The sequence below is a fragment of the Parabacteroides sp. AF19-14 genome (assembly GCF_003635485.1).
GTDB lineage: Bacteria > Bacteroidota > Bacteroidia > Bacteroidales > Tannerellaceae > Parabacteroides > Parabacteroides distasonis.
Window position 1 is genome coordinate 1 of sequence record NZ_QTMJ01000001.1, and the last position, 26502, is coordinate 26502.

Sequence of the window (26502 nt, forward strand, 5' to 3'; positions counted from 1 at the left end):
TGGTCTTTCATGCTGTTCAGCGGCTATCTGAAAGCGTCGGAGGGGAGAATGACCCCGGATCACTTGATGTCGTACACCTTGGGGGTGCCGAACACGGAGGTTTCCACGGTTTTTTCTACGATCATCCGGGGCTGGATCAACGACGGCCCCGTGAAGAACGACCGCTTGGAGATGATGCTGCAGGCTTTGGACGAGAACGAGATGAATATCTTCCAGCGGCTATTGAATGACTTCGTCGTGAATACGCTCTCCTATTACGACACGAACGGGCGTGAGCCGGAAAAGGTCTATCAGGCGTTCTTGTTGGGAATGCTGGTAAGTCACGGTGCGTACGAGGTGAGCAGTAACCGTGAGTCGGGTTTGGGCCGTTACGACATCCTTCTTCGTCCCCGTGACCTTGGTGGCAGGGGTTTTATCATGGAGTTGAAAGTGTACGACCCCATGTTTGACGAGTCCGTGGACAAGGTGCTTGATTCCGCCTTGGCGCAGATCGAGAAGAAGCAATACGCCGCTACGCTCCATGCGGCTGGGGTGCGAGACATTCTCAAAATGGCGATCACGTTCGATGGCAAACGTGTGTGGGTGAAGACCACCGAGTAAAATAACACTTTTTATCCTTATTAATCCCGTCATGCGATGATATAATTGTTGTCGCGTGCGTGAAGTTACACGGTACCCCCGTCGGGTATCGTGCGGTTTCGTGCGTGCCTTTCCGGACAGTAAGTCCGAAATGTTAAATGAGTAGTGATTTGTAAAGAGACAAAAAGCGAAATGAATGAAAATGTAAAAAAGGAAAGAAAATGGAAGATATTGAGAATGAAGGTGTGAGAGAAAAAAAGTTGTCCCTTTCTTACGCAGAAAGAGACAACTTTCAGAATGACGGATAAATATCCGTTTTCGGACGTAAAAGTAGCTCAAATTGCTGATAAAGGCAAGGTGAGTGCTTAAATCTTTTGTCAAAATTAAAAAAGACAAACAATAGCGAGCCGTCAAGCGTGACGTGCTTTGTCCTATTAACATTTCCAAGGGCTTGAAAAACAGTGGATAGGAGCGTTTATTCTCCTGTTGTCTCTTTCTGCGTAAGAAAGAGACAGCGTGATTCAAGTAAAAAAATGTGAAATGTAGTAGTGAAAAAGCACGTGCAGTTATGGAGGAAATAGGTGTAAAATTACAAAAAGCAGTATTGATGATGATGTCAATAGTATCGATGTTAGGAATGTCAAGTTGTGAGGATCGTCTCGATTCACCCTGCCCGTCTACAGGTGGAGGCAAGACGGTGGAGGTATCCTTGTGCGTGGGTATCGCCGACGAGGTGGATGCGGCGTCACTGAATGCCGGATCATCCGGGACGAAGAGCGTAGGGGCGAGGAATAACGGGGCCTTCGACGTTCGTCTGGTGCCTGCCGCTGTCCGGACAAAGGCGGATGCCTTGGCCAGTGCCAAGCCGGACCAACTCCATAACTTGCAGATCTTGCAGTATGATTCCAACAGGAATTTCAAGAAGCTAACCCCTACAGTCAGCCAAGCCACTGGCTCAACATTGACCGTAGACTTGGTTGCTTGCGAGAACTGCCAGCTTATCATCGTGGCCCGTGGCTCCTCGAACGCCATATCCGAATTTTCCGGCAGCCCTAGCTGGAGCGACCTTCAAGGAAGGCTTGCCGATGCCTCCACCATCAATGGGATAGGGGATGGTGGCACCAACGACATCAACGCCATGCCTTACTTCATCCTCTTGAAGAACGTGAACGTGACGAATGAGGGCAAGATCGTCATCCAAAGCGCGGATGGTAGCGATGCCCGTATCCTTTTGAAGCGCCTCGCCGTGCGTCTCACGGTGAACTGGAAGTTCGCCGAGGGATTGCGTACCGACTATACCTTGAAGGAGGTAAAACTCTGCCAAGTGCCCACTGTCTATTATCTTATGTCCCCGACGGAGACCGACTCTCGCTTCGAGGGCGATCTTTACCCGATCTCCACGGTGGAATACAAGGACTTGTACCGCTTGAAAGGTGTCGATGCCGCAAACGAAGGCTCGTTAACCACTTGGATGCCCGCCAACGCGAAAGGCAAGTCTCGTAGCGTGACCTCCGAGTATTACCGCACGAAAGAGTACGCTCATGCCTCTGCTACGTATATGGAGCTCGTGGTGGACAGCAAAGACGGGTTGGAACGTATGTACTACCGGGCCTATCTGGGAGGGAACGACGTGTCGGATTTCAACCTTTTGGAGAGCACGAACTACAACTATACGATAAATATCCGGAACACCGACTACCGCGGCGATCCCCGTATCCAATTGCTGGACCAGACTCCTGTGATCAGCACGAACCTTGTCCAGACATCGAACTGCTTCATGATGCGTCCCGGTACGAACATCTGCTTCAACCCCTATAAGCACGAGGCGGGTTCGGGTGGCGACAACACCTACCTGTCCGATAAGACGATCGGTAGCGTCCGTGTCTTGTGGCAGAGCAAGGACGCCGGAACCTCGGGTGATTTGGTGATGGGTTACGCCGTCAGCAATGAGGCGGGTAGCTATAACCATCAGAATCTGGTGAACTATACGAATATCGGCGATAGGGCAAATGCCCTTGTCCACGTGAGGGTGCCGGTCACGCAAGGCGGCAACGCAGTGATCGCGGCGTACGCTGCGGATGGTGCCACGATCCTCTGGAGCTGGCATCTATGGATCACGGATTACGTGCCGGCACGCCTGTCGGGAACGATCACGGCGGCGAACAGGGAAGAGGCTATCCGGACGGCCAAGAGCGCTAGCGCCGGGGGCACGGTACATACGTACGCCGGAGACGCATGGACTGATGCCACGTCCGGAGCTTTCTTCGGCAAGGTAATCATGGATCGCAATTTGGGAGCCCTTCGCAATACGTGGTCTACGACAAACCCCTTGGAATCCGCCCGTGCTTACGGCAACATTTATCAATGGGGTCGTAAAGACCCGATGCCAGGCTCCGCCGATGGCGGAAGGGATGACAAGGGATTAATGTTTAACGGGGATGGGGAGATTATTGATCTTGAAAAGGTGAATAGTAACAGTTTGGAGAATACGATCCGGAATCCATCAAAATTCCATATAGGCTATAAGGCGGCCGATGGCTCGTGGGGACCTACGGCGAAGGCCCTGTACGATCCATGCCCGGCCGGATGGAGAGTCCCGGATTTCGATGATACGGCAATGAAAAATATCTGGAGTGGTTTTTCGTGGGGTACTAACAAGTTTCAAATGTTAGTAAACTCCGACTGGAAAACGACAGGGATCGCTGTCAACAAGAATTCCTTCCATATCATGAATGGAATAAAATATGAGACACCGCAAGGGGATTATGCGTGGTTCCCCTTTTTCAGGATGCGTGAAATAAGTACCGGTCTTTTAAGGGACCCCGAGCGTAATATTGATGGAACCCCCTGTTCGTTTAATGGAGGTCTAGCTCCAAGTTTCTCCTTATTTGGGGCGAATTCACGAAAAGATTATTATAATGAATATGGCTGGTACATTGAATTTAAATACAACTTGGACACGACCCCTTCAGCGACCGTGAGTGGTAAGGCTTACGGTTTCGCTGTCCGTTGCGTGCAAGCAAACTGACATGTAAAGAATACAAACAAATAAGATCACACATTACGAATTATAAACAACTTAAAAACAAACCAATCATGGCAAACGAGTATTACTGGAAAGTATGGCTTCGGCCGAATTTGTTAACCAAGGATGACGACAACGACTACGTAGCGGAGGTATTGACACAAAAAGACACCCTGCACAACGAGAATATAGCCAACGCCATCATCAAGGAAGGCTCCGAGATCAAGTATGACACCTTGCTGTCCATTATCAAGCAACGCGACCGCATCGTGCGGGAGCACCTCATGATGGGCTACAGCCTACTCACCGAGGTGTGCCAGTACACGCCCCGTATCACGGGCCCTTGGGGAGGCGAGACGGCGAAGTTCGATCCCGCTATCCATAAGCTGACGCTCGATATCGTGCCCTCCGCTGAGATGCGTGATGCGTTGAGCAAGGTGGGCGTCGAGGTTCTAGGAGCCAAGTCTGAGGTAGGGCGCATCGGCATGGTGACCGATACCTTCACGGGATTGTCCAACGGCTCTATCACCCCGAACGAGGACATACTGATCGAGGGCGACCGTATCCGTATTAACGGGGCGGACAGCTCGGTAGGTATCTTTTTCGTGTCGGAAGACGGCGAGAAGGTTACGCCCGTGACCCGCCGCCTCACGCAAAACGACCCCAGCCGTATCATCGCCCGCGTACCGGCCTTGACCGACGGCAAGTACAAGCTACGCATCGTGACGCAGTTCTCGAAAGGCGTCACCTTGCTCAAGTCTCCCCGCACGATCGAGTACAAGCTGCCGCTCACCGTGGGTGCCGGGGGAGGCGACTCCGAGAGTCCGGATGAGATTTGATCCGGGGGAGGTATCATCCCTAGTACAGGGGAGACATCATCCCTAACACTAGGGAGGCATTGTCCCTAACGCTGGGGAGGCATCATCCCTAACGCTAGGGAGACACCCTCCCCGACGGCAGGGAACCGGCCCGTACAGAGGGAAAGGAAAAACTATAGATAAACTAGTATATGAGATTAAGACATTTATCGGAAAAAACAGCTTTTTTATTACTCGGCTTCCTCGTCTTGGGAGCTTGCGGTAAGGACGATCCGGAACCACCCGTTCCCGGTTCCGGCGAGGGATTGTTGCGGGTATCCGTGCGACATACGGGCGATACTCCCTTGGCCGTTTTCGCTTATAAGGCGGATGGTTCCCGCATGGCGGGGAAGGAAGAGCCCGCCGGAACGCCGTCTACGTGGTCGTGGAGCGAGCGGCTCGTGGTGGGGGAGTACGCCCTGCTGGTCGCCGGCGCCGACCCCGCCGAGGTCCGGTTGGGCGATACGGAGAATCTGGGGAAAGCCTATGCCGCCGCCCTTCCCTCGGGAAGCGACAGCCTGCTGGTATCGCTGGATAGCCCTCTTTACGTGGAGAGCGTGACGGGGATTAAGGTGACCGATGGTGATGAGACCGCGATCTCATCGACCCCCAAGGATATCCGCCGGATCTTGCGCCTTACCATCGACGCGGGGAAAGGCTTCGGCGGGGCGAAGGTGGAGGGCCGTCTGGGCGGGATAGCCTCGTCGGTGCGCCTGTCCGACCGGATAGCGACAGGAGTGGGTGTGCTCGACCTTGATTTCCGTGCCTCGGCTACGGGCGTAGCGGGCGTTTACCAAGCCGTGGCGGGTATCTTGGGTACGGTGACGCTGGACGGCTCGGACCGGAGCAACGTCTGCACGCTCTCGTTCGAGACCGCCGGCGGCGAGCGTTTCAGTTACGAGGAGAACCTGACCGCGAGCCTGCATGAGGCCATGTCCTCGGGCCGTGATACGCTGGATCTCTCCTTGAAGGTAAGCCCCGCCGTCCCGATCCGCCTTTACACCGGCATCCAGACCCGTGCCGCCGTGGACGTTTTCGACTCCACACCCGTATCCATCGCCGTAGGCACTTCCGCCGGCGATTACACGGAGCATTGGACGGGGACGGCTACGGAGGGCGATATCCTTTTAGACCCGGAGCGCTACTATCCCACGGACGGCTCCGCGCTTTTCATCCGCAGCTATCACCCCGCCGCCCCCCACGTGAACGGCGAGGTACGGTACGAGCTGACGGGGCAGGAAGACTTGATGCTGACCGATGAGCGGAGCGGTTCCCTGTCCCGCCGTTTCGACGCTACGGAAACGCCCTTGATCCATAAGCACCTGCTGACGCAACTCAGCTTCCGCCTACGTGTCAAGGGAGCGCCGGACGGGTATAGCGTACATGCCGTCAAGCTGAACGGGCTAGCCTCGGTAGCTAAGGTGTCCTTGTCGGATGGAGAAGTGGTCCCGGTCGGGGAGACCAGCTCGGTGATCATCTATTCTTCCGATGACGGGAATGGTATCCCCGTGGTGGATGGCGTAGTGACGCTCCCCGGATTCGTGCTGGTGCAGCCCAAGGCCTCCTTGACGCTTGACATGACGCTCGCGCCGGAAGGTGATCCCGCCTCCGGGCAGGATTTCAAGGATCTCCCCGTCTCGTTCGGCGGCGAGGGCAACGAGAGTGGAGGGGCTTACGATATTGAGATCTCGCTTGAGATACCCGTTGATCCGGAGGAACCGGACGACCCCGATACTCCCGAGGAACCCAAGGAGCCGGATCCCTTCGAGGAGTACCAAGTAAAGATAACGGCAACCGTCACCCCGTGGAAACCGGGCAATGGCGGCAACGCCGATTTATAGACCAGATTATTTAATTCATATTTTTTATTAATACTTTAAAATTACAAGACAAATGAAAAAGATTTTGACAATGGCGGCTGTGGCCCTGTTAGCGGCAAGCTGCTCGAACGACAAGGATGTGATCACTCCCGATTTGGGTACGGCGAATGCTCCGGTAGCGATCAAATTGACACAAAGCGTGGAAGGTCTCACGACTAAAGCCCCGATCACGAATGGATCGCAGGTGGAAGGTATCGTGGTGATGGTGGACGTGACTTCCGGACACGAGCATGATTGGGGTAGCTTTAATCCGGTTTACAAGAATGTGATCAATGAAACTACAAAGGCATTGGAAACACGTGCCAACGTAGCTGGCGCTGTATTTACGGCTGGGACAGAGACGGATATTACCTTGACTCCCACCTTGTATTATGATAATGAGCAGGCGAGTCCTAAAAGCGCCCATATCACGGCGGTCGTTCCTTCCGGAACAATCGAGTCCTCAAAAGTGGTTTTCGGTAAGGTAGACGGCTTGCAGGATGTCATGACGATCGGTGCGGATCAAGATGCCGGAACTGCAGCGTCACCAAATCAAAATGGATGTAAGTTGACGTTTGCCCACAAGACCACCCAATTGGTTTTCGCCGCTAGTTACACAAGCGTAGCTGGTGGTAAGGGAGAATGGGAAGGAAAGAACGTCTCCATCAAGAGCATCAAGATTTTGGGCACGCAATTGCCCCAATCCGTGAACCTGACAAATGGTGACGTGAATTGGGCTACTGCTTCCGATTTCTCTGTCCCGAATATCACGACAACCGCTCTTTCCACGACAGCTTCTACGATTAGCCCGGCAGTGATGCTCGCTCCGTCTAATGATATCAAGCTGAACGTAACGATCAACGTAGGCGGTACGGATCGTACCTTCTTGAATGTCCCGGTGATGGACTCAAAGAATGCAGGTGAAAAGTTGAATGCCCAAGAAGGCTATGCCCATACGGTTACGTTGAACATTACCGAGCCAGATAAACCTACAGGAGAAAATGTGAAGGCACTGGAAGTGAAAGCCACTGTCAACGAATGGAAACAGGGTAACGGCGGAACCGTTGAATTGAAATAATCTTAAATATCCCTCAACCATCATGAGACAACTCTCTACATACATATTGTCGATGATAGCCATGGGATCGTTGGCCGCTTGCTCGGACAATGGTGAGGCGGGAGGTGAGATACCTTCCGCCGATCCTCCGATCGAGCTTCGGGCGACGTACCCGGACACGTCCATAAGCACGAAAGCGGAAGTGGGAGAGGCGGAGGCGTTCAAGACTACCCTCTTTTGCGTGACCCGTCTCGACGCCATCACAGGTGTTCCCGACTATACGAGTCTTGCCGATCGTTTCTCCACCCCCGTATCCGACGTGACCACAAGTTGGGCCGATGCCGTATTCTACGAGGAATGGGTAGAGCGGACGGCTGATGTGGCGGTAGGCGGGAGTATCTCATGGGATGCCTCTCGTAAGCACCATTATCCCCGCATGGGAGCGAACGTGTATCTGGTCGGCGTATCTCCCGTGGCGGGCGATAACTCGTACGATGCCGCCGAGGGTACCGTAAGCTATACCCTTGACGGGCATATGGACTTGATGTACGCCGGTCCCTTGGCGGGTAATAAGTGGGATGGTAACCGGTTTACGGGCAATACCGTCGCCGGGGTCGAGGCGAATCGCTCATTGAATTACGCCCACCTGCTTACCCAGCTGGTATTCAAGGCAAAGAAGCATGATGCCGGAGGACTGGAGGTGAAGGTGAACAAGATTATCGTGAAAAGCATACCTACGGCGGTAAATGTTCCGCTGGCTACGGGCGAGGCTGTCTTCTCCGGTTCCTCGGAAGTGATCCTTGAGCCTGCCGGCAACGCCACGGTAGGGGCATCAAATGTCGGTCCCATCGATCTGGGCTGCTTGTATCTGCCGCCTACACCCGATCCGGGCAATGTAAAAATAACGGTCGAGACTTCGATCGGTACCTTTACCGACGTATCCGTAAAGATGGGTGATGAAATATCTGAGGATAATTTCAAGCCCGGTTTCTCTCACGTGATCACGTTGGATATCTACGATGCCTCTTTAGGTATCTCCTCCGTGGAGGTAGCCGAATGGACTCCCTCGTATGTCGATGGCAACCTAGACTTGATCCACTGACTGACTAAACGAATTGAACAATTAATAGAACGAATCAAAAAAAGTAATCATGAGAAAACAGATAAACTATAAACTACTCTTTCTTTCTCCCTTCTTCTTGGCTGCCTGTAGCAACGAGGACAATATCCCCTCCATCCTCCCTTCCAACCAGCCGGATGCCGTAGAGCTGGGGATTACGGCGGGGGTGACGCTTACGAAAAGCGTGATAAATTTGGGTACCCAAGCTGACGCTAGTAAAGATGATGTCATGAAAAGCGTAGCGGTGTACGCACGCTTAAAGGGGACAGTCGTATCGGGTGAAGATCCTTATACGAATGCGAAAAGCAATAATTACGCATTATATACTTATTCGACGACAGGAACCGCAGGTTGGAAAAGCGGAGATAAAAAGATCTATCTGACCTCCGAAGTGGCAAAGATATACGCTTATTATCCGGCTTATCAGCCCGGAACAAATCAAGAGTTAGCCACAACCACAGCTCTAGTATTATCTGATAATACCGCTACGGATAACTCCACAATCCCAGTAACGGTCTTTGCTGGAACGACTGATGATGCGCATAGGGATTATCCCTCGACATTAATAGACAACTCTGAAACGACAAATACCAATAAGGCAAAGATTAATTCAGCGAAAGGTGAAATCGATTATATGTGGGCGGACCAAGGTAGCTCTGAGACGAATTGGATAACTGCCAGCAACACGAAAAAGGAAACCTCTATAGATGCCTCTGTTGATCTAACCATGAAGCATGCCTTGACTTTGGTTAGTTTCCGCATTTACAATGATGGAACTTATAAGAATAAAGGTGTGCTATCGAAGATACAGTTGAAGGATGTACCTAATCAAGCTAATACAGGTTCCGATGCGATAGCGACGATGAATATTAATACGGGAGTCTTGACGGTTCACGCCAATACAACTAGTGCTGCGACTTACGTCCGGGATTTTTCCTCTAACTATACGCTAAAGGTACAAGGTTCTGGAGGCTTAACCGATGAGACAGCTACAAAAAATGCTTCATCCCGATTTAGCATCTTGGCTTTGCCGATAACTAGCAAAGCCCTAAATAATACCAAAGCCATCTTTACGATTGATGGAGCGGATTATGAGGTTGCGTTAGCCGATAGTGGGACAGGAGTTACTTGGGAGCAGGGGAAAGAAAACATCTATACTGTAAAACTTAGCGGTAAGGAATTATCCATAGGCACCGTAACCGTAGCCGCTTGGGGCACAGGAACCGGCAATGATGATTTGAAAGTTAATTAACCTACAGTCTAGGGTTGTAGAGACGGGGCGTGCCCCGTCTCTACAACAAAACACGAAACACGAAATACAAAACACGAAATCTGTGTAGTAACAATCAGACCGGGTGGTAATAATAAAACCGGGTGGCAAATAAACGAACAATATAAACAACGATAAATATGAAACCGTATAGATACCTATTATTAACAACAGTATCGCTTTCCCTTTTCGCCTGCGGCGGAGAGGATGGCGAAGACCCCATCGTACCCCCGGTTGATCCAGATACCCCTGTCGCCCTGTCCCCGCAGATCGCCAGCGTAGCCCTCACCAAGGCCACTGCCACATCCAGCGATATAGCGGCTATCGGCCTATACGCCGTAAATAACGTGGCAAGTGAAAACCATTACGGCACATCCCCCCAAGGTACATACGGCCAATACACCCTCCAAGAGGGTTCCTTAAAACCCGCTACGATAAACGGTAAGGATCAAACGATCTGGCTAAGCACCCAGCAAGCTATAGTCTACTCTTGCTATCCAGTCACGGATGCCACCACGATAACCGCGGCCGGAAATGCCTCTTCCCCGGTCTATACCATCCCGGTACGAGCCACTGCCATAGCCTATTCGAATACGGTAACGAATGCCTCCTCCTTGGATTTCACAGTTCCCGGTAACGATTATATGTATGGCGTAGCCTATAACACTACCGCGAAAACCTTTGGAACAACTCAACCCATAGCCGATAACGGCCACAGAACCTCCGATTCAAAAGGCGAGAAGATAAACCTCGGCCTTAAGCATGCCTTTTGCTTGGTAAGCCTAAAGTTCAAGAAACACACGGACTACGCCGGTCCTTGCAACCTGACAAAAATAACCTATAGTCGCCCCATCCCGACACTACAAACGAATGGTACCACCACCATGAGCCTAAAGGACGGAGCCCTCGGCAACCTAACCGGAGCGAAGGCGGGTACACCGGTAAAGTACGAGTACACGGTAAATGGCGGCGTAACCGTTGCCGCTACCACAGACGGAATCGAGTTCATCAATTACGGCGTACCATTCCCCTCCGGCACTGCAAATGTTACCGCCGCTACCTTGACCGTCGTAGTAGATGGCAAGGAAATGAAACTAGACACCATTACCGACGGTGGCGAATGGTCCGCCGGAAATAAATATACATACACCATCTCCATCCACGGTACCGGCCTTAAGCTGGACGGCTTCAATGTGGTAGGGTGGACGAATGAATCATCCGACAATACAAGTACGACTATCTAAAAAAACTATACGACCTATGATACAGGATATTTACAAAAACGCACGTCCGCTACACCTCAGTGTAGGCCTGTTGGCGATACTGGCGCTCTTATCCGGCTGCTCCTCCGACGACTCCTTGCCGGAAGACACGACAGGGGCATTCTTACAACCCGTATTCCACATGAGCGGTGTCGAGACCCGCTCCATCATAAGCGGAACCTCCACGACGGAGGGTGAGGGAAGGATTAACGCGGTAAAACTTTTCGTTACTAAAGCAGAGGACGGCTATACTCCCTATGGCGGGGTTGGTACGGCGGGGGATGCTGGCCTTTCCACCTTCACCTATCAGTCGGTAGGTAGCGGCGGAAACGATTGGATAGGCGATCCCACCGTGAATTTATCGAGTGTAAAGGCCCGGATCTATGCCTATAGCCCGACGAGCGCCACCCTCACAAAATCAACGACTACCACGACGCATACCATAGCGACCACCCTTCCCGCTCACCAGAATTTCTATGGCGGCAAGGGATGGGATTCTGACGCTACCGATTATATGTACGGTTCCGCCAGCAACACGGTAGGAGAGGCTATCGCTATTACGGCCAGCAATACCACGCCGTCCGGCGGTTCCCCCTCAAGCGGTACTTATCAGCCGGAAATCTACTTGCAACATGCGCTGGCCCGCCTTTCCTTCACGATGCAATCCGCCACGGGACGTTCCGTGAATACGACCTATGATTACGTGAAGAAGATAACGTTGAAAACATCCTCCAATGCGTTCACTACCGGCACGGGAACGATGCAGATCGCGGATGGAGCGCTTGGTGGAGGAACAAAGGTAGCCGAACTCACTTTTACCCCTAAAAACGATGCGTCGAGTAATACCACCGCCATACTTTGCGGTGCCGCGGGTGTTCCGGTGGAGGTAGGCTATGGGCTGGTGGCTCCTTTGGTATCGACAGACATGACCCTTACGGTAGTGGTCGGCAAGCGGGATGGCACTACGGATGACCGGACGTTATCCGCCAACCTAAGTCAGATCACTTGGAAAAGAGGACATACCCACAAAATACAAATAACCTTATCCAACCGAGCGATTACGGTGAACGCCAATATCGTCCCTTGGATGGAGAGCGGTTCAGCAGGAACGGGAGACGTTAAGCCCGGCGGCTATTAATTACGGCATAAAAAGAAAAATATGAATATGAATTACATGAACCTCAGTTTAGCATGGATGGGAGCCTTGAACATGGCGCTGGCTCTCTACGGTTGCACGAACGGGATAGAGACGGGGCTTTCCGCTCCGGAGGGAATCCCGGTGACGGTACTTGCCGAGATCAGCCCTGTTACCAAAAGCGGCGAGGCGGTTAGCTCGGATAATGGTTTCGATAGGACATCCTTCCTTTCCGGCGATCAGATAAAGGTGACAAGGACAAAAAAGGCAAGTGGGACGGCGGCTTCCCAATCGGCCAGCTATCGGTATGACGGGACTTCCGCATGGACCGTGGTGGGAACCTCGCCTGTGACCTTGGAGCCTGCCGTTACGTATTCGGCGCAGTTTCCGGCGGATTACTCGGCCATCAACCAGTTTCAAACCACGAGCGCTGCTTATCTGGCCAGTAACCTGCTGAAAACGGGTGATGCCACATCCAGCGACGGTACGCTGGACTTTACGTCGAGCGGCAAGCCCTTTACGCACGTCAATTCGAAGTTGACCTTGAAGTTTACCGTGAACCGTGAGACTACCATCGCCAATGATGCCGTATTGGTAGCGGCGGCGGGGATACGTACGGCTGTATCTACGAACCAGACGATCACGCTATATCGGCCTTACCCGGTCGATGCATCCCGGAAATATGAATGGTGTGGTATCCTAAGGGCTGTAGGTGGTAGTGCGGGAACCCCTGCTACGGATCTAACGGTCTCTCTCACTTGCGATGGTGTTACCTACAAGGCTACCTTAACGGGTTGTGCCTTGCGGACCGGTTACCACTATACATATAATTTGACCTTGCATAACGACATGCTGATCCCGGAAAGTTGTACCATCGGCAAATGGACGGATGAGATCATGGCTGGAGGAAATTTAACTTAACAACTATATAGCATTATGATACATTATACTAGGAACATACGACAAACCATGCTCCACCTGTCCGGAGGCTTATTGCTATTGCTCGCCCCCGCCTGTACCTCAGAGGTGGATCTGGAAGGTGGACAGCCCTTGGAGGTGACGGCGGAGATCGTTTCTTCTCTGTCTACCCGTGCGGTCGACGCTACGAACTATGATAAGAGTAGCTTTAGTACGGACGATGAGATACAGATTAATGGTGGGAGCCAGACCGTGACTTACCGAAAGGATGCCACGAACGGGTGGATTCCGAAAACGGCGGGAAAATCGTTGACGGTTTCCGGATCATCTACGGCTTCTTCATTCTCGGCCTCATATCCGGCAGCTTTCACCTTTATTCTGCAAGACCAGAAATCCTATGAGAATTTCTGGCAAAGCAATAAACTGGAAGCGAAAGGCGGCTCTAACGTTACCTTGAGTAGCAACAAGGTAAACTTTACCTTTATGCCGGTAGCGGCGAAGATCACGATCTCAATTAATTATGCCTCATCAGGGGGTGCTACTACAAAATATAAGAATGTGACGGCTACCTTGGCAGGCAATGGCATCCGGACTGGTGCCTCTTCTTCTGAAACGATCGAGATGTTGCATACAGGGGATAATACCGTAGCTAGCGATAAGCATACTTTCGTCTGTATCTTAAGACCGGGAGCGAGTATGAGTTTCAAGCTAAGCGTTTCCCGTACGCTTGACGGTGCTTCAAGTCCAGAGGCTACACAACAAACATTTACTCAGCCGGCATACACATTTGGGGCTAGTAAGAACTATGTATATAACTTCACGTCATCCGATGAATTGATATTGACTTCCGTGGAAGTAATGGGGTTTACGGAGACAACGGTTCCCGACAATCCTGTTAGCGCCACTTGATCCATTTAAAATCTATAAAGAATGAAGAATATGAGAAATTTATATAATCTAGGTTGGGGATTGGCCCTCTGTTCCCTGTTGGGAGCTTGCCAGTCAGACGGGATACCGGAGGTGGAGGCAGGTTCCACCCTTGAGCTGCGATCGGTCTCTTTGGCTGACGACGCTGTTACGAAGGCTGTGACTACCTCTGTGGATAACGTGAAATTGTATTTGAAGAACTCCAGTGATACATGGGTGAATCCGGTGTATTCCAAATCCGGAGTAACATGGGGATGTGAATCCGCGCCACTGCTGGGTAGTACCGCTACGGATGTGTATGCTTATTATCCTACGGAAGAAGAAGGTAAGGCCATTAACGTAACAGCCTCCTCCGGCGTGTACTCTGTCGAGGTCACGGTCCGGGATGCGGATACATTCGATGGTAAACAGATCGATTACCTTTATGCTAAGCCGGTTCAGGCTTCCAAAACCTCAAAGATAATCAGCCTTCAATTGTTCCATGCCTTGACAAAGGTGAGTTTCTATATCTATAAGTCTGCGAATGCCAGCGATGAGATCTTAACGCTGAAAAAAATAGATATACGTAGTAACACCGGACGTCTGCAAATCGGTAAGGCGGACATGCGATTGAACGGGACAGGGGAGGAACTAGGGCGTCTGAATGGCCTAGCGGGGACATCCTCGATAGAGTTGACCGGTTCGAAAATATTGGAAACCTCGTTGACGCAACCGAACATATCTTGTCTCGTAGCCCCGATGGACGCTGCCGAGCAAGTATTGTCGTTCCGTTTGACAGTGGATGTAGACGGGGTGGAACGTGAGTTTGAGACTGCCTCTATTTCTTCCGAAAGCGGGGTGAAATGGTTGGCGGGTTATCATTATGTCTATAAGATACGTATTGATAAGATGGAAGGTACATTCGAGGGCGTAACCGTATACGATTGGCAAAATAGTACGGATCAGAATACGAGTGTGGGTATTTAAATAAGAAGGGAGGAGATATGAGATATGTATTAAGTTTTGTAAGTCTATGGCTTTTGGTCACGTTGGTGGGTTGCCAAAAGGAATCTTTTTTGGAAGAAGGGGAAGGTGATAAGGTTGCCTTGGAGTTCGATCTTTATCAAGCGAACGTAACCAAGGCTGCGACCGTTTCAGCCTTGAATGATAAAGCGTTGATTAAAGTCTATGCTTTCAAGGTGGAGACTAAGACTGAGACCGGTACTAAGACTGGGACTGGTGAAACTGGTACTCCTTCGGCGGAAGGTACTTATGTGGTGGGTGCGGATGGAAAGGTCACCGCCCAATCGGGCAAGGCCCTATTTTTGTATCGGGGTGTATATAACCTTTATTTCACTTCCTACAATGAGGAGAATGCGCCGGAATTGGGTGATGGAAATCTGGTGACCGTGCAAAATGGGCAAGATTTTATGTATACGTTCATGAACGATATAACTGTCCAGCCCCAGAAAGCGGGACAAAACACGATGTCGGTTACCTTGACGAATCCATTCACGCGGCTTTGCTCGCAAGTAGAGGTGTCGGTAAAAGCGGCTAGTGTATCTCCTGTTACTGTAAAAGGCTTGCGTGTAAACTTTATAACGATGAAAAACTTATCTGATTCAAGAACTTATCGGCTAGGGGATAATGCATGGTATTCGGATGGAGTTGCGAATGAAAACAACGGAGTGGATTTTAGCTCTTTCAATAATTCCGTAGCTGTAGGCCTGCCTCATACCTCAGATCCACGTAAAATCGTATTGCCTTTAAGCGGGTCGGAATTACAGTTTGTAATTGATTTAACGGTAGATTATGATAAAAATGGAAATGGTGGATCTGTGCCCGGTCATTTTGTATTCAATGCTACCGCTCGTAAGACTTTCTTGCCCGGTATGTCCTATAGCTTTGAATTTACCTTGAAGTTCTTTGGTGACTTTAAGGAGACAGAACTGACTCTGGGTATATTGGAATTCACGGAAATAAAAAATGTGACGGATCCCGTTGGAGGGGAATAAGGAGGAACTGAAAATGAGAATAAGTTTATTTTGTATACTATGCTTGCTGCTAGGGGCGTGTAGTAATGAGGAAATGATACCATCAACATCCGAAGGAGGGGAGGAATGTGCTTTCCAGTTCCTGTTAAGGGTACCGGGTACGATTGATGTAGAGACGAAAGCGGGAACGGAAATTCTTAAATTGGGAGATACTAATATATATAACGTCTGGATTTTACAGTTTAAAGAGGATGGAACCGAGTTGTTGAAAGCTGTCTTTGCCGATAGGAATAGCATAACGGCTGTGCCGGGAAGTAGTAGCACTACCTATGACCAGTTATTGATTCAATTAATGAAGGATGATATGCGTTTCAAGAACGAGACTAGTGAGTTTTATATCATCGTAAATGCGGAGGATATGAATGCGACGGAGGTTACCGCCAAGTTATTTGTAAAAGAAGGTGGTATCCCTACGTCCCTTTCTGTAACAGAATTGATGGCTAAAACGAAAAGTATTATTTATTCATCAGATGGCTCTCCAACAGGTACTAATATACTATCTTCGGGACCGACCGACTATACGAAGGATCCCTCTAGCTCAGAGGCTGACATGAGGTTGGTCGTATTATCCCGTATGTACAGGGCGTTCGCGAAAGTGACCGTGACCGTGAACTCTTCAGTGGCCTCTGGCAATTTTAAGTTAATTGATACGAAACCGGTTATTATGTCAAATGTACCTAAAGTAACCCGGCTATATGATGACGACTCGACATATCCAACGATTTCAAGTCCTTTATCTACTAATTTCTATACGGAGGAGATACCTGTATCAGGAATAACACTCGGTGATAAAGAAGGAGTTTTCTATATGGCGGAAAATATCCGGGGTACAGGTTTAGCTACCACGGCGCAAGAGAAGAATAAGAAGGATATGGGGCCGGGGACTGGCGGATCTTTGGAAGGATGCACTTATCTATTGGTAAGAGGGCAATATCAGTATCCTTTGGGTGGAGGAGCATACTCTTCGCCGATCGATGTAGAGTATAAATTCTATCTTGGGGGTGACTTGGTGACCGATTACAATATCTATCGGGATTATCATTATAAGCTGACGGTGAATATCGCCGGCCCTAATAGTGCCGACCTCCGTGTAACGATAACAAACGGCAACGTGGCTGTCTTTGATGATGTGGACAATGTCGAGAATACCGTTAATTTTGGTGAAGAGAAATAGTATCCATTCTAAGGGCTGTGCAGGAATGCCTTGACGAATCTACCCTTTGGCATTCCTGCATGAACTATTTTAAATAAATGAGAATAACTTAGAGGCAATCGAGGAAATGAGCTTCTTGCATTTCTTGCCGATTGTCTCTTTTATTTGTATAGGAGGATTGTCTCTTAAAGCCATCACCTTATTTTTACTTCTTTGCCGGGAGGAAGAGCCGCGAACCAAATTATTCAACATATTATCGGAGGCCCTGTCTATTTTAGATACTGATATCCGGCCAAGATAGATCTCGGTAGTCCGTAGGGACATATGTCCTAAGGATTGGCTGATAATGCCGATTTCCGAATTCGCCTCCAGCATCATGGAAGCCCAGCTATGCCGCATCACATAGGTAGTGAATGGCTGTTCGAAGTGTAATTGCTCTCCCATTTTCTTTAAGTGGCGGTTCACTCTCCGAAGCGCGGACTGGGCCGTAACTTCTCCCTCTCCGCTGATTTTCTCGTGTAAGAAAGGGAATATCCACGGATTATTGAAACGCCGATAAGAGAATATGATGTTCTTCATCTCGGGGGTGATCTTTACTTGCATCGCTACGCCAGTCTTGCTACGTACGTAGTGGATATAATCATCGTTTATATTGCTGTGTCGCAAATTAAAGACATCCACGAAGCACATACCTCTAGCGTAAAATAAGAAAAGAGCCAAGTGAAGGGCCGTACAGGCGTGTGGGTTCTTGGGCCGCTCAAGAGTCGCCAGATTTTGTAGGTCGAGGCTTGGCAAAGCCCTTTTCCGGGTGGGTGGGACCTTTATCTGCAGGCCGGAGAACGGGCTTTCTCTCGGAACATCCATTTGTTTATCTTGAGCGATCTTGTTGTACATTGTCTTTAGATTACGAATGTAGAAGTCCAAACTACCCGGTTTCAAGGGAGCCTGTTTCCCGTCTTCCCCTTGCATCAACCATAAAAGATAGTGATGAAGAAAATCGGTCGTTAAGTCGGCAAATGTAAACTCCATTACTCTCGGACCTAAAAAGGTGGATAATTTATTCCATGCGCTTCGGTAATTCCCAGCGGTTCTTCCTTTCCCCTCATCGATTTTACTACTGATCAATTCTTCTATACATTCCTGTAGCAAAGGGGAGTTGTCTGTTGTTTCTATATTCATATGATTACTATTTATGGATATAGAATAACAAAAATAGAAAAGATTGGTTTTATCAAAACCTCCCCTTACCAATTGTGGTAGAGGAGGTTTTGTTTTATTTATAGTTTATTTGAAAGCTTTCTCACTAATTCCGTCTCCATCGAGCCTCAATCGCTCCATATAATCCGGAACGGTACGGCCTAACGCTTTATCTACGTATAGTTTAGCCAAGTATTGAGCGAGCATGAAGCCGTGACCTTGCAAACCGACGAATAGTCCGTTATCCGGATCGATAATGTAGCGAGGCTCTACATAATAACCGGACCATGTGGCTTGTACGGGTACTGTGGCTAACGATGGAATCCAATCGCAGAACACCTCGGAGATGATCTCCATGAAACGACGGGTATTAAACTTCAACTCATCAAAGTTGCTGATCTCCGCTTTAGCGTCGACAGCGGGGGAGGCGCAAGCGATAATCTGTCCGGTCTCGGCGAATTGCTGACCGTAGACAGCGGAGAAGTCGTTACGTTTCCGGCGGTCTATCAACATATCGAGGATATCCCCGTCTTTACCCAGATTCGGTAGGCGATGGGTAATCAACGCTTGGTGCTTGACCGGATAGAGGCCGGTGTAAAGGCCTAGCATGCGGGCGAAACGCTCGGCGCTATAACCGAGGGCGTTCACGAAATGATCGCATTCGTATTCGATGTATCGCTTATCATGCGTATATAATAAGACGTGATATTTTCCACCGTTTTTGTGTACTTCCACTAGGTGTGTGTCTTCCCAAACCTCACCTTGCCGCTCTTTGCCTTTGTTTCGTATAAAGTCTATCACACGCCCCGGGGTAGCTTGCCAACAATGCTGGGAGATTTGTGCGGCGAAATAGGTGTTTTGGTTCGTGTTGAAGTAGGGGGACACCTCTTTCTGGAAGTCTTTCTTGTCGATCAAATAAGCGTTGGACCAACCGCAGGAACGTTCCAGATCATTGTAGGTAGCCTCGTCGTGGGCGAACGTGATATAGCGTATCTCACGGTAATGGATATCGTATTCTTTTTGTGTCTCCTCGAATATCGTTTGGTTATTACGGGCGATCTCCGCTAATTCGGGGATCGAGAACGCTGGACGACCACCACCGATATTACGCCATGATGATCCTCGATCCGCATTAATAAGCACGGTCTTTTTACCGGCTTCCGAAAAATAACGGAATAATGCGCTACCACCTATACCTCCGCCGGCGATTAAGACTTCCGTCTTACGAACCTGCTTTCCGGAATCTACTTTATAGGTATCCGCTATCTGACGCTGCGGATACATTTCCCCTAGGACGAAGCGGGTAGATAGGGGAGCACGGGGGGTAGCGTCGCCTACCAGTTCGATACCTTTTTCCCTTAGTTTCATGCGTAGGCGGGGTATGCAGCGTTTTCCCCGGCATGGCCCCATTCCTAGGCGGGTGATATGTTTTACCTCGTCGACGGAGATATATTTACGATCCCCAATGGCGGAAAGTAGCTCGTCCAAAGATACGTCCTCGCAATGGCAAACATAGGTCTCCGACTCACACTCCGGCTCTTGCTTGAAGTCGATCTCCTCCGGATAGTTTTCTTTTACGATGAATCCTGTGATATTCAATAAGGCATCGTTTTCCATTCCTGCCGCTTTCACACGGGCCACGTTTGTTTTTGTCGGCTTCTTTAATACTTTCTCAATGATACCTTCGCCTTGTTTCTTCCCGTTATCATCGACGAGCCACACCTCGGCACCTTCTTCTACCTCGTATTCTACCGGTAAGAATAAGTTTTGCTTCCGGGTATCGTAGCCGAAAATAGCCAGCCCCGGACAATGGGATACGCATTGCATACAGCCGGTACATTTTTCGTAATCGATCTCGGGCGTTACGCTGGTGGAGCTTTTGGTGATCGCCTTTTGAGGACAAGCGAAAGAGCAAGGGTTACAAGCGAAACCGTATAGGCAATCCAAACGAACGAAAGGGCGTTGGGCTTGACGTTCGGGAGTGGGCCTTGGGGACTCTTCCTTGATGCGGATCGGATGTTGCTGGGAGTCGATGTATTCCTTAGATATTTGTAAGTAATCGTTGTAGTTGAAACGTACGCCTAGCTCTTGGGCGATCTCATAAGCGGCTTGCTTTCCTCTTAGTACGGCGGTAGTACCTTCTCCGATTCGTACGGCATCACCTACGCCGGCACAACGTTTTCCAAATGTATATTGGCCTTTGGTTAGCAATTGGTTGTCGGGAATCAATCCTGTACATATATTAATAACATCAATACCATCAATCACTTTCTCTGTTCCCGGGATTGGCTTGAAGTTCTCGCATTCGCAGACAACCGCGCCGGTGATACCTGTCCGATCCTGGTTTGGAATGGCTTTCAAAAGCATATGAGAGGTATAAATAGGTATGCCAAGGCGGCGGATACGATTCGCTTGTACCGGAAATCCTCCTTCACGAGGCATCGCCTCTAAAATAGCCTTGACTTTCGCTCCGGCTTGCATCAATTGGTAAGACGTTAGGTAACCTATATTACCGGCACCTACTGTCAATATGTTTTTGCCGAGTAACGTGAATTCAGCGTTCATCATTTTCTGTACGACTGCCGCTGTATAAACTCCGGGCACATCATCATTCTCGAAGGTCGGCATAAAAGGAACCGCACCGGTAGCGACTATCAAGGCTTGAGCTTCTACATAGAAATTTTTATGGTTAAGCATGTCTTTTACGGCGATACGCTTATTTTGTAGGATATCCCAGACCGTAGAATGTAAGAAAATACCAGAGTGGTCGTCTCCGGCTAAAGTTTTCGCTATATCGAAACCACGCATACCGCCAAAGCGCCGCTCTTTCTCGAAAAAGAAAAATGCATGGGTTTGCATCAAGAATTGACCGCCAATCTTATCATTGCTATCGATTACGATGCTGTTCAAACCTAGCTCTTTTAAGGTTTCCCTACAAGCTAATCCAGCGGGGCCGGCACCAATGATGGCCACATCGGTTCGATAGATCTCTACCGGTTCTTCTCTGGGTTCTATTTGGGAATCTGTCGTATAATTCTGTACTGTTATTTCCGATACTTCCTTTACATTGTCTACTTTCGTAATACAGATACGCTTTACTTCTCCGTCTACCAGCATTTCGCAGGCGCCACATTTACCGATACCGCAATTCAACGAACGGTTGCGGCCATTTACGCTATGACTGTGTACTGGATAGCCGGCCTGATGTAAGGCGGCGGCGATGGTAAAACCCTTCATTCCCGTTACGGGTTTGCCATTGAATAAAAAAGTGTGTTCTCCCTCTTGTGGAATTGTTAAAATAGGATGATTAACGATTCTTTCCATAATTGCTATTGATTTAATTGGGCTAAAATTACGGATATAATTGGATAAATGTCCTAATTTTACTTGAAATCTATTCATAAAAAAGCGATTATCCCTAAATATTTAGGAGTAATCGCCGTGTTTTACTTGAAATTTGTCGTTTTGGGTAACCGCTCCACCAACCATAGCGTCGGAAGCGCTTTCATTTAATGTTAATCCTAGTGCGCTAACGATAGGAACCGTTAGAAAAGTGTTCCTCATCCGCTTCCGCATTCATCCGGAAGGCAAAGAGCATTATCATAAACAATAATATAGAAAGTAACTTCTTAATCATGCCTCAAACCGATCAATCATCATTTTTATCTTTGTTTGTAAAACAATTTGCAGCTTGAAATGTTTTATATTCAAACAGTCGATAAAAAGAAAAGCTCTCAGCCTAAAAGAAATTACTGGTGAACCTTTTCAAACAATCTTCTGTTATACTATAAAATGACTCAGAAGTCACCTTGATAGTAGTCATCGTATAATAATTTGTTAGTAGTATTTGTTTTTTCATATAAGTAGAGTTTGTTATTTGTTTGGTCCGCATGTAGCTGTGAAGCTGGATGCGGATTTTTATTTATTTCCGCATGGAATCCATATGTTAATGCTAAAATATAAGATGTTGTGTGTCATGATTATCTGTAGATAGGCGAAATTCGGCATATCCGTTGTTCTATATCTATTGATTACGTTAATATGAATAGATTGTTTAATTAAAAATCTTATCCGGGTTCAGCGATCCAAGAGGTATATGTTGCGGAAAAGACTGAAGGGAAACTCTTTAAGGTGATTTTGGTAATCGAGGGCAAGGAGGCTATCGCTATCTTTAATGAAAAGGGAGAAGAGATGAAGTAGTTATTAATGAATAGGATAATCCAAGATAGAAATAAACTCTATATTTGTCCCAATAACCGTATGCAATGAGCGTCTACCACTTTTCAGGTAGGCGTTCTTTTTTTCTTCTATTCCCATTCTCCCTTCCAAATGGGAGATCATTGTACTTCGACACTACACTGGCGATTCAAGTCCAGATTTTTTAATTAGCTTGAGAAAGAGACTGTTTTTTGAATTTCGCTATTCATTTATTGTTTATCAATAAATATTTATTACATTTGCAACGTCGTTTAAAGTTAACATCATACGTCATGAAAAGAATTTCAACAGCATTTCTTCAAACAGTTATTGTTCTTATCGGTATTGTGGCACTTATTATTTTGATTTGGTTTCCCTTAACTGAGGGACGAGCCACACACCTAGATTTATTTAGTACTTACGCTGATCCATTTATCTTATATGGATATGGAGCGTCAATCGCTTTTTTTGTTGCGTTGTACAATGCTTTTAGGTTGCTCGGTTATATTGGGCAAAATAAAGTGTTTTCAACAAACTCTGTAAAGACTTTGAAGAACATAAAGCATTGTGCGATCTTACTAAGTATTTTAATCGTGCTGGCAGGACTATTTATAAGGTTGACCCATAATACAGAAGATGACCCCGCAGGTTTTCTTGCCATTTGTATCGTAACTACTTTTGTCGCTATCGTAGTTGCGACAGCCGTGGCTGTATTTGAAAAATTATTGCAAAATGCGATAGATATGAAATCAGAGAATGACTTAACAGTTTAATTATGCCTATTATTGTAAACTTAGATGTAATGATGGCAAAGCGGAAGATTTCTTTGAACGAACTTTCTGAAAGAGTTGGTTTGACATTATCTAACCTTTCTATCTTAAAAACGGGAAAGGCGAAAGCAATTCGTTTTAGTACCCTAGAGGCAATTTGTAGAGCATTAGACTGTCAGCCAAGCGACATTTTGGAATATGTAAATGATGAGAAAAAAACAACATAAGGAATCAACACTTTGATGCGGTTCAGTCTGCTTATTAGTATAATACAACTTTATGTAGTGCCTAACTCTTGTAAGAGTTTGTTATTTTTGATCCGCATGTAGCAGTGACACTGAATGCGGATTTTTATTTTCTGTTTTATTTTGGCTATTGAAATTCATCAAAAGCATAAACATTATGATCTTTAATCTGGTTGTAATAATATAAGGTATTAGTTTAAGGCAATATATCCACTTCCGCTTCACCTGTGAAGGCCGAGCGGTTTGGTTTTCTAACTTTACTTCATGGCGTTTAAATCCTGTTCATGCAAGACTTAAGCGCCATTTTTCTGTACTTTCCCTTGAAAACTTTATGGGATCTACTCGGTATCTTTATTTTCAGTCTCTAGTTCCTTGATCTCTTTATTCAGAAAGACAGACAGAACTGTTCTCAGCACGACTATTCCACCTAAAATGGCCAATTCATTAAGTGTTGGTTCCAATACTGTTTTTAAGATATCTGACGCTATCAAAAATTCTAGTCCGAGAAGTAAGTATGTACCGAATACAGCTCTTAGTTTTCTTATGTTAGTAATGGAATAATTACCAGTAAGTCGCTTAAGTTCATTTCTGAAAAATGAGATGACTCCGATTAATGCACCATAGGTGACAATCAGAAGGCTTGTCACACTTATTATTGTCGCTAAGGTATTTAAAAAACCAGTAAGCATAAATAGACCATTTACAACCATAACATAAAAGGCCTATAGAATGTTTGTTGGAAGGCTCGCAGGTATGGTAGGTTTTCGGACTCACACTTTTACACGTATAGGATCAATCATGGATAAAAAACAACCCGGTAGTACAAAACTTGCCGGGTTGCTGTCTGTGTTATTCCAGAACGTCAAAAAATCCCCAATATTTTCACTTGCAACAAAATGCGCATCAAACATAATCTTTATTATTTGAATATCAAAACAAATCTATTAAATATTTTTCTTTTAAGCCTATTTTTATTGTTGTAGGACCATCTGATTTCTTTTTAAGGAAACTACTTCCTATCTAATGGCAATGAACTTCAATGATCTCATTTAGATTAGTGGTATATAATTTAGAGATGTGTTCATTTTCCATCTTTGCTATTTTATGTAAAAGAATTAAAGATGAAAATCTGTCTATATGATTTGTTTATTTGATTAAATATATTATATTTGTAGTAATAAAAATAAAGATTATGGAAGACCTTGAATTAATATCATTGTTGAATGAGTGTAATAAGATGAGTGTTTTTGAAGTGAGTAATTATCTTTTAGGAAAAATGGATTATTTGTCACGTATAAAAAGTGATAAGTCAAATAAGATACTAAAGTATATAGAGTCTTTTGTCTGGATGATAAATCACGCGGGTAACCGTAGGCCAAGTTATGTCTCTGATAAAGATTATGAATTGATGCAAAAATCATTTGCGATTATTTATAGGAATAGTATTATCCATTGAGTAGAATCGAAAGTCTTTTTTAACTTTAGGCAAATGACTCTAGGCTAAATTCTTTTGATTTAGCCTAGAGTCATTGATAGTGTCGTAGAATCTTTAATGATTACAAACCTTTGTAATATCTACCGTGAAACCATTTTCGACAGGCATGAATTTCCCCTTTTGTTTCAGAAATACGATTAACTCATCCGTATCCATATTTTCTGCCGAACAAGTATAGAAACGCTGATCCTCACCAAAAGTCTTAACGATCGCTTCTTTTAAAGAAGCTTCTGAATAACTATTACCCTCCATCATATGAAGGACTTCGTGTGCATGTAACTGTTCCATAAATCAAATTACTTAATTATCGGATACAAAAATAAGGGGTTTATCCGTATAAAGGTGTAACAAATGTGACATCCTTTCAACTTTAGGCTTTTCTAAACAAAAATTAATCAAACCTGTTTAAATGATAGGACGTCTTATTTTTTAATAACTAAAATATATCACAATATGAAACGTATATTCTTCATGACATTGTTTGTCGCATTAACGACAATCACATATAGTCAAACGGATGATAAAGGATATGAGGAAGGCAAATGGGTACTGAAAGGTGTGACAGGTTTGAACTTGTCGCAAACGGCGATGTCGAATTGGTCGGCTGGCGGTGAGAACTCTGTTGCCGGAAATGCGTATCTGAATGGGACATTAACACATAAAAGCGGTGACTGGTTATGGGTAACCAATCTCGCTCTCGATTACGGATTATCAAAGACTAAATCGCAGGGAATGAGGAAAAGTACCGATAATATAACCCTGTCTACCCAATTAGGATATTCCACCAATAATGTATGGTATTATACGTTGATGGGAGATTTAAACACCCAGTTTGCCAAAGGATATAATTATCCGGATAAGACACATTATATATCGAACTTCTTTGCGCCGGCGTATTCGAATATCTCCGTAGGTATGGAATATCGTCCCAAAAGCAATTATTCGGTTTATCTTTCTCCGGCTTCCACGAAGATGACTTTCGTGGAGGATGATTACCTTTCCGAGTTAGGAGCTTTCGGGGTCGATCCGGGAGATCGCTTCAGAATGGAATGGGGAGCTTACCTGAAAGCTCGTGCGGAATTAATCGTGATGGAAAACGTGAACTTGATTACTACAGCTGACTTTTTTACTCCTTATAGCGATCAATTCGGAAATATCGATGTCAATTGGGATGTATTGATAAGCATGAAGATTAATAAATTCCTGTCCGCTACACTCAATACGACGCTTAAATATGATAACGACGTGAAAACTTTTGAGGATAATGGAGAGAAACGGGGGGCGAAGGTCCAGTTCAAGGAAATATTAGGCATAGGTGTCGCCTATAATTTTTAAGTGGCATTTACTTGCAGAAAATTCATAGTTATGACTACTTTCACTCATAGCTATGAATTTTTTTATAA

At 47.0% G+C, this 26502-nt stretch carries 24 protein-coding genes; 18 read left to right on the forward strand and 6 right to left on the reverse strand.

The window, feature by feature from the left end; translation table 11 throughout:
* The 14 genes from DWX33_RS00005 to DWX33_RS00070 form a co-directional block, all read left to right on the forward strand.
* Positions 1–600, forward strand: a 600-nt coding sequence (locus tag DWX33_RS00005) for a PD-(D/E)XK nuclease domain-containing protein (RefSeq protein ID WP_199713235.1), incomplete at its 5' end; no start/stop codon positions are given.
* Positions 601–1186: 586 nt separating this feature from the next.
* Positions 1187–3607, forward strand: a complete 2421-nt coding sequence (locus tag DWX33_RS00010; RefSeq protein ID WP_158595275.1) for a DUF4906 domain-containing protein — start codon at positions 1187–1189, stop codon at positions 3605–3607.
* Positions 3608–3675: 68 nt separating this feature from the next.
* Positions 3676–4443 carry a DNA-binding domain-containing protein gene (locus DWX33_RS00015; protein WP_048927267.1) on the forward strand — a complete coding sequence of 256 codons (768 nt, stop codon included), beginning with the start codon at positions 3676–3678 and terminating at the stop codon, positions 4441–4443.
* A 170-nt stretch (positions 4444–4613) separates the two neighbouring features.
* A complete protein-coding gene (locus DWX33_RS00020) occupies positions 4614–6302 on the forward strand; it encodes a fimbrillin family protein (RefSeq protein WP_122379645.1) in 1689 nt (562 codons plus the stop codon).
* Between the two features lie 52 nt (positions 6303–6354).
* A complete protein-coding gene (locus DWX33_RS00025; RefSeq protein WP_122379646.1) occupies positions 6355–7398 on the forward strand; it encodes a fimbrillin family protein in 1044 nt (347 codons plus the stop codon).
* Between the two features lie 22 nt (positions 7399–7420).
* On the forward strand, positions 7421–8479 hold the full coding sequence (locus DWX33_RS00030) for a fimbrillin family protein (RefSeq protein WP_122379647.1): 1059 nt from the start codon (positions 7421–7423) through the stop codon (positions 8477–8479).
* A 49-nt stretch (positions 8480–8528) separates the two neighbouring features.
* Positions 8529–9749 (forward strand): fimbrillin family protein, encoded by a 1221-nt coding sequence (locus DWX33_RS00035; RefSeq protein WP_122379648.1) that lies wholly within the window; start codon positions 8529–8531, stop codon positions 9747–9749.
* Between the two features lie 158 nt (positions 9750–9907).
* A complete protein-coding gene (locus tag DWX33_RS00040) occupies positions 9908–11011 on the forward strand; it encodes a fimbrillin family protein (protein WP_122379649.1) in 1104 nt (367 codons plus the stop codon).
* A gap of 16 nt (positions 11012–11027) precedes the next feature.
* The gene (locus DWX33_RS00045; protein WP_233554120.1) at positions 11028–12167 is read left to right on the forward strand and encodes a fimbrillin family protein; all 1140 of its coding nucleotides are present in this window, start codon (positions 11028–11030) and stop codon (positions 12165–12167) included.
* A gap of 21 nt (positions 12168–12188) precedes the next feature.
* Positions 12189–13085 (forward strand): fimbrillin family protein, encoded by an 897-nt coding sequence (locus DWX33_RS00050; protein ID WP_232432515.1) that lies wholly within the window; start codon positions 12189–12191, stop codon positions 13083–13085.
* Positions 13086–13100: 15 nt separating this feature from the next.
* Positions 13101–13991 carry a hypothetical protein gene (locus tag DWX33_RS00055; RefSeq protein WP_233570097.1) on the forward strand — a complete coding sequence of 297 codons (891 nt, stop codon included), beginning with the start codon at positions 13101–13103 and terminating at the stop codon, positions 13989–13991.
* A gap of 30 nt (positions 13992–14021) precedes the next feature.
* A complete protein-coding gene (locus DWX33_RS00060; protein WP_005862543.1) occupies positions 14022–14975 on the forward strand; it encodes a fimbrillin family protein in 954 nt (317 codons plus the stop codon).
* A 17-nt stretch (positions 14976–14992) separates the two neighbouring features.
* A complete protein-coding gene (locus DWX33_RS00065; protein WP_232285133.1) occupies positions 14993–16003 on the forward strand; it encodes a fimbrillin family protein in 1011 nt (336 codons plus the stop codon).
* A 13-nt stretch (positions 16004–16016) separates the two neighbouring features.
* A complete protein-coding gene (locus tag DWX33_RS00070) occupies positions 16017–17216 on the forward strand; it encodes a DUF4906 domain-containing protein (RefSeq protein ID WP_233570098.1) in 1200 nt (399 codons plus the stop codon).
* Between the two features lie 69 nt (positions 17217–17285).
* Here the strand turns inward: DWX33_RS00070 and DWX33_RS00075 are convergent, their stop codons facing one another.
* The 3 genes from DWX33_RS00075 to DWX33_RS22325 form a co-directional block, all read right to left on the reverse strand.
* Positions 17286–18374 carry a phage integrase SAM-like domain-containing protein gene (locus DWX33_RS00075; RefSeq protein ID WP_121961945.1) on the reverse strand — a complete coding sequence of 363 codons (1089 nt, stop codon included), beginning with the start codon at positions 18372–18374 and terminating at the stop codon, positions 17286–17288.
* A 105-nt stretch (positions 18375–18479) separates the two neighbouring features.
* Positions 18480–21716, reverse strand: coding sequence for an FAD-dependent oxidoreductase (locus tag DWX33_RS00080; RefSeq protein ID WP_122379652.1), 3237 nt, complete (start codon positions 21714–21716; stop codon positions 18480–18482).
* Between the two features lie 102 nt (positions 21717–21818).
* The gene (locus DWX33_RS22325; RefSeq protein ID WP_008772202.1) at positions 21819–21956 is read right to left on the reverse strand and encodes a hypothetical protein; all 138 of its coding nucleotides are present in this window, start codon (positions 21954–21956) and stop codon (positions 21819–21821) included.
* Between the two features lie 926 nt (positions 21957–22882).
* On the opposite strand from DWX33_RS22325, the gene DWX33_RS00090 reads away from it, so the two are divergent.
* Entirely contained in the window at positions 22883–23362 is a 480-nt protein-coding gene (locus DWX33_RS00090; RefSeq protein WP_087344632.1) for a DUF2975 domain-containing protein, read from the forward strand.
* A 2-nt stretch (positions 23363–23364) separates the two neighbouring features.
* A complete protein-coding gene (locus DWX33_RS00095; protein ID WP_005862373.1) occupies positions 23365–23586 on the forward strand; it encodes a helix-turn-helix transcriptional regulator in 222 nt (73 codons plus the stop codon).
* A 356-nt stretch (positions 23587–23942) separates the two neighbouring features.
* On the opposite strand, the gene DWX33_RS00100 is transcribed toward DWX33_RS00095, so the two are convergent.
* Both DWX33_RS00100 and DWX33_RS23110 read right to left on the reverse strand, forming a co-directional pair.
* Complete coding sequence (locus tag DWX33_RS00100; protein ID WP_005857075.1) at positions 23943–24293, reverse strand: DUF1622 domain-containing protein; 351 nt, start codon at positions 24291–24293, stop codon at positions 23943–23945.
* 331 nt (positions 24294–24624) lie between these two features.
* The gene (locus DWX33_RS23110; protein WP_350453580.1) at positions 24625–24696 is read right to left on the reverse strand and encodes a hypothetical protein; all 72 of its coding nucleotides are present in this window, start codon (positions 24694–24696) and stop codon (positions 24625–24627) included.
* A gap of 100 nt (positions 24697–24796) precedes the next feature.
* Between DWX33_RS23110 and DWX33_RS00110 the strand changes: the two genes are divergently transcribed.
* Positions 24797–25060 carry a hypothetical protein gene (locus DWX33_RS00110; protein WP_227154340.1) on the forward strand — a complete coding sequence of 88 codons (264 nt, stop codon included), beginning with the start codon at positions 24797–24799 and terminating at the stop codon, positions 25058–25060.
* A 93-nt stretch (positions 25061–25153) separates the two neighbouring features.
* Here DWX33_RS00110 and DWX33_RS00115 read toward each other — a convergent pair whose 3' ends face one another.
* The gene (locus tag DWX33_RS00115) at positions 25154–25387 is read right to left on the reverse strand and encodes a YecH family metal-binding protein (RefSeq protein ID WP_048927276.1); all 234 of its coding nucleotides are present in this window, start codon (positions 25385–25387) and stop codon (positions 25154–25156) included.
* Between the two features lie 165 nt (positions 25388–25552).
* Here DWX33_RS00115 and DWX33_RS00120 point away from each other — a divergent pair, with 165 nt between their 5' ends.
* Positions 25553–26434, forward strand: a complete 882-nt coding sequence (locus DWX33_RS00120; RefSeq protein ID WP_048927277.1) for a DUF3078 domain-containing protein — start codon at positions 25553–25555, stop codon at positions 26432–26434.
* Positions 26435–26502: the final 68 nt, after the last annotated feature.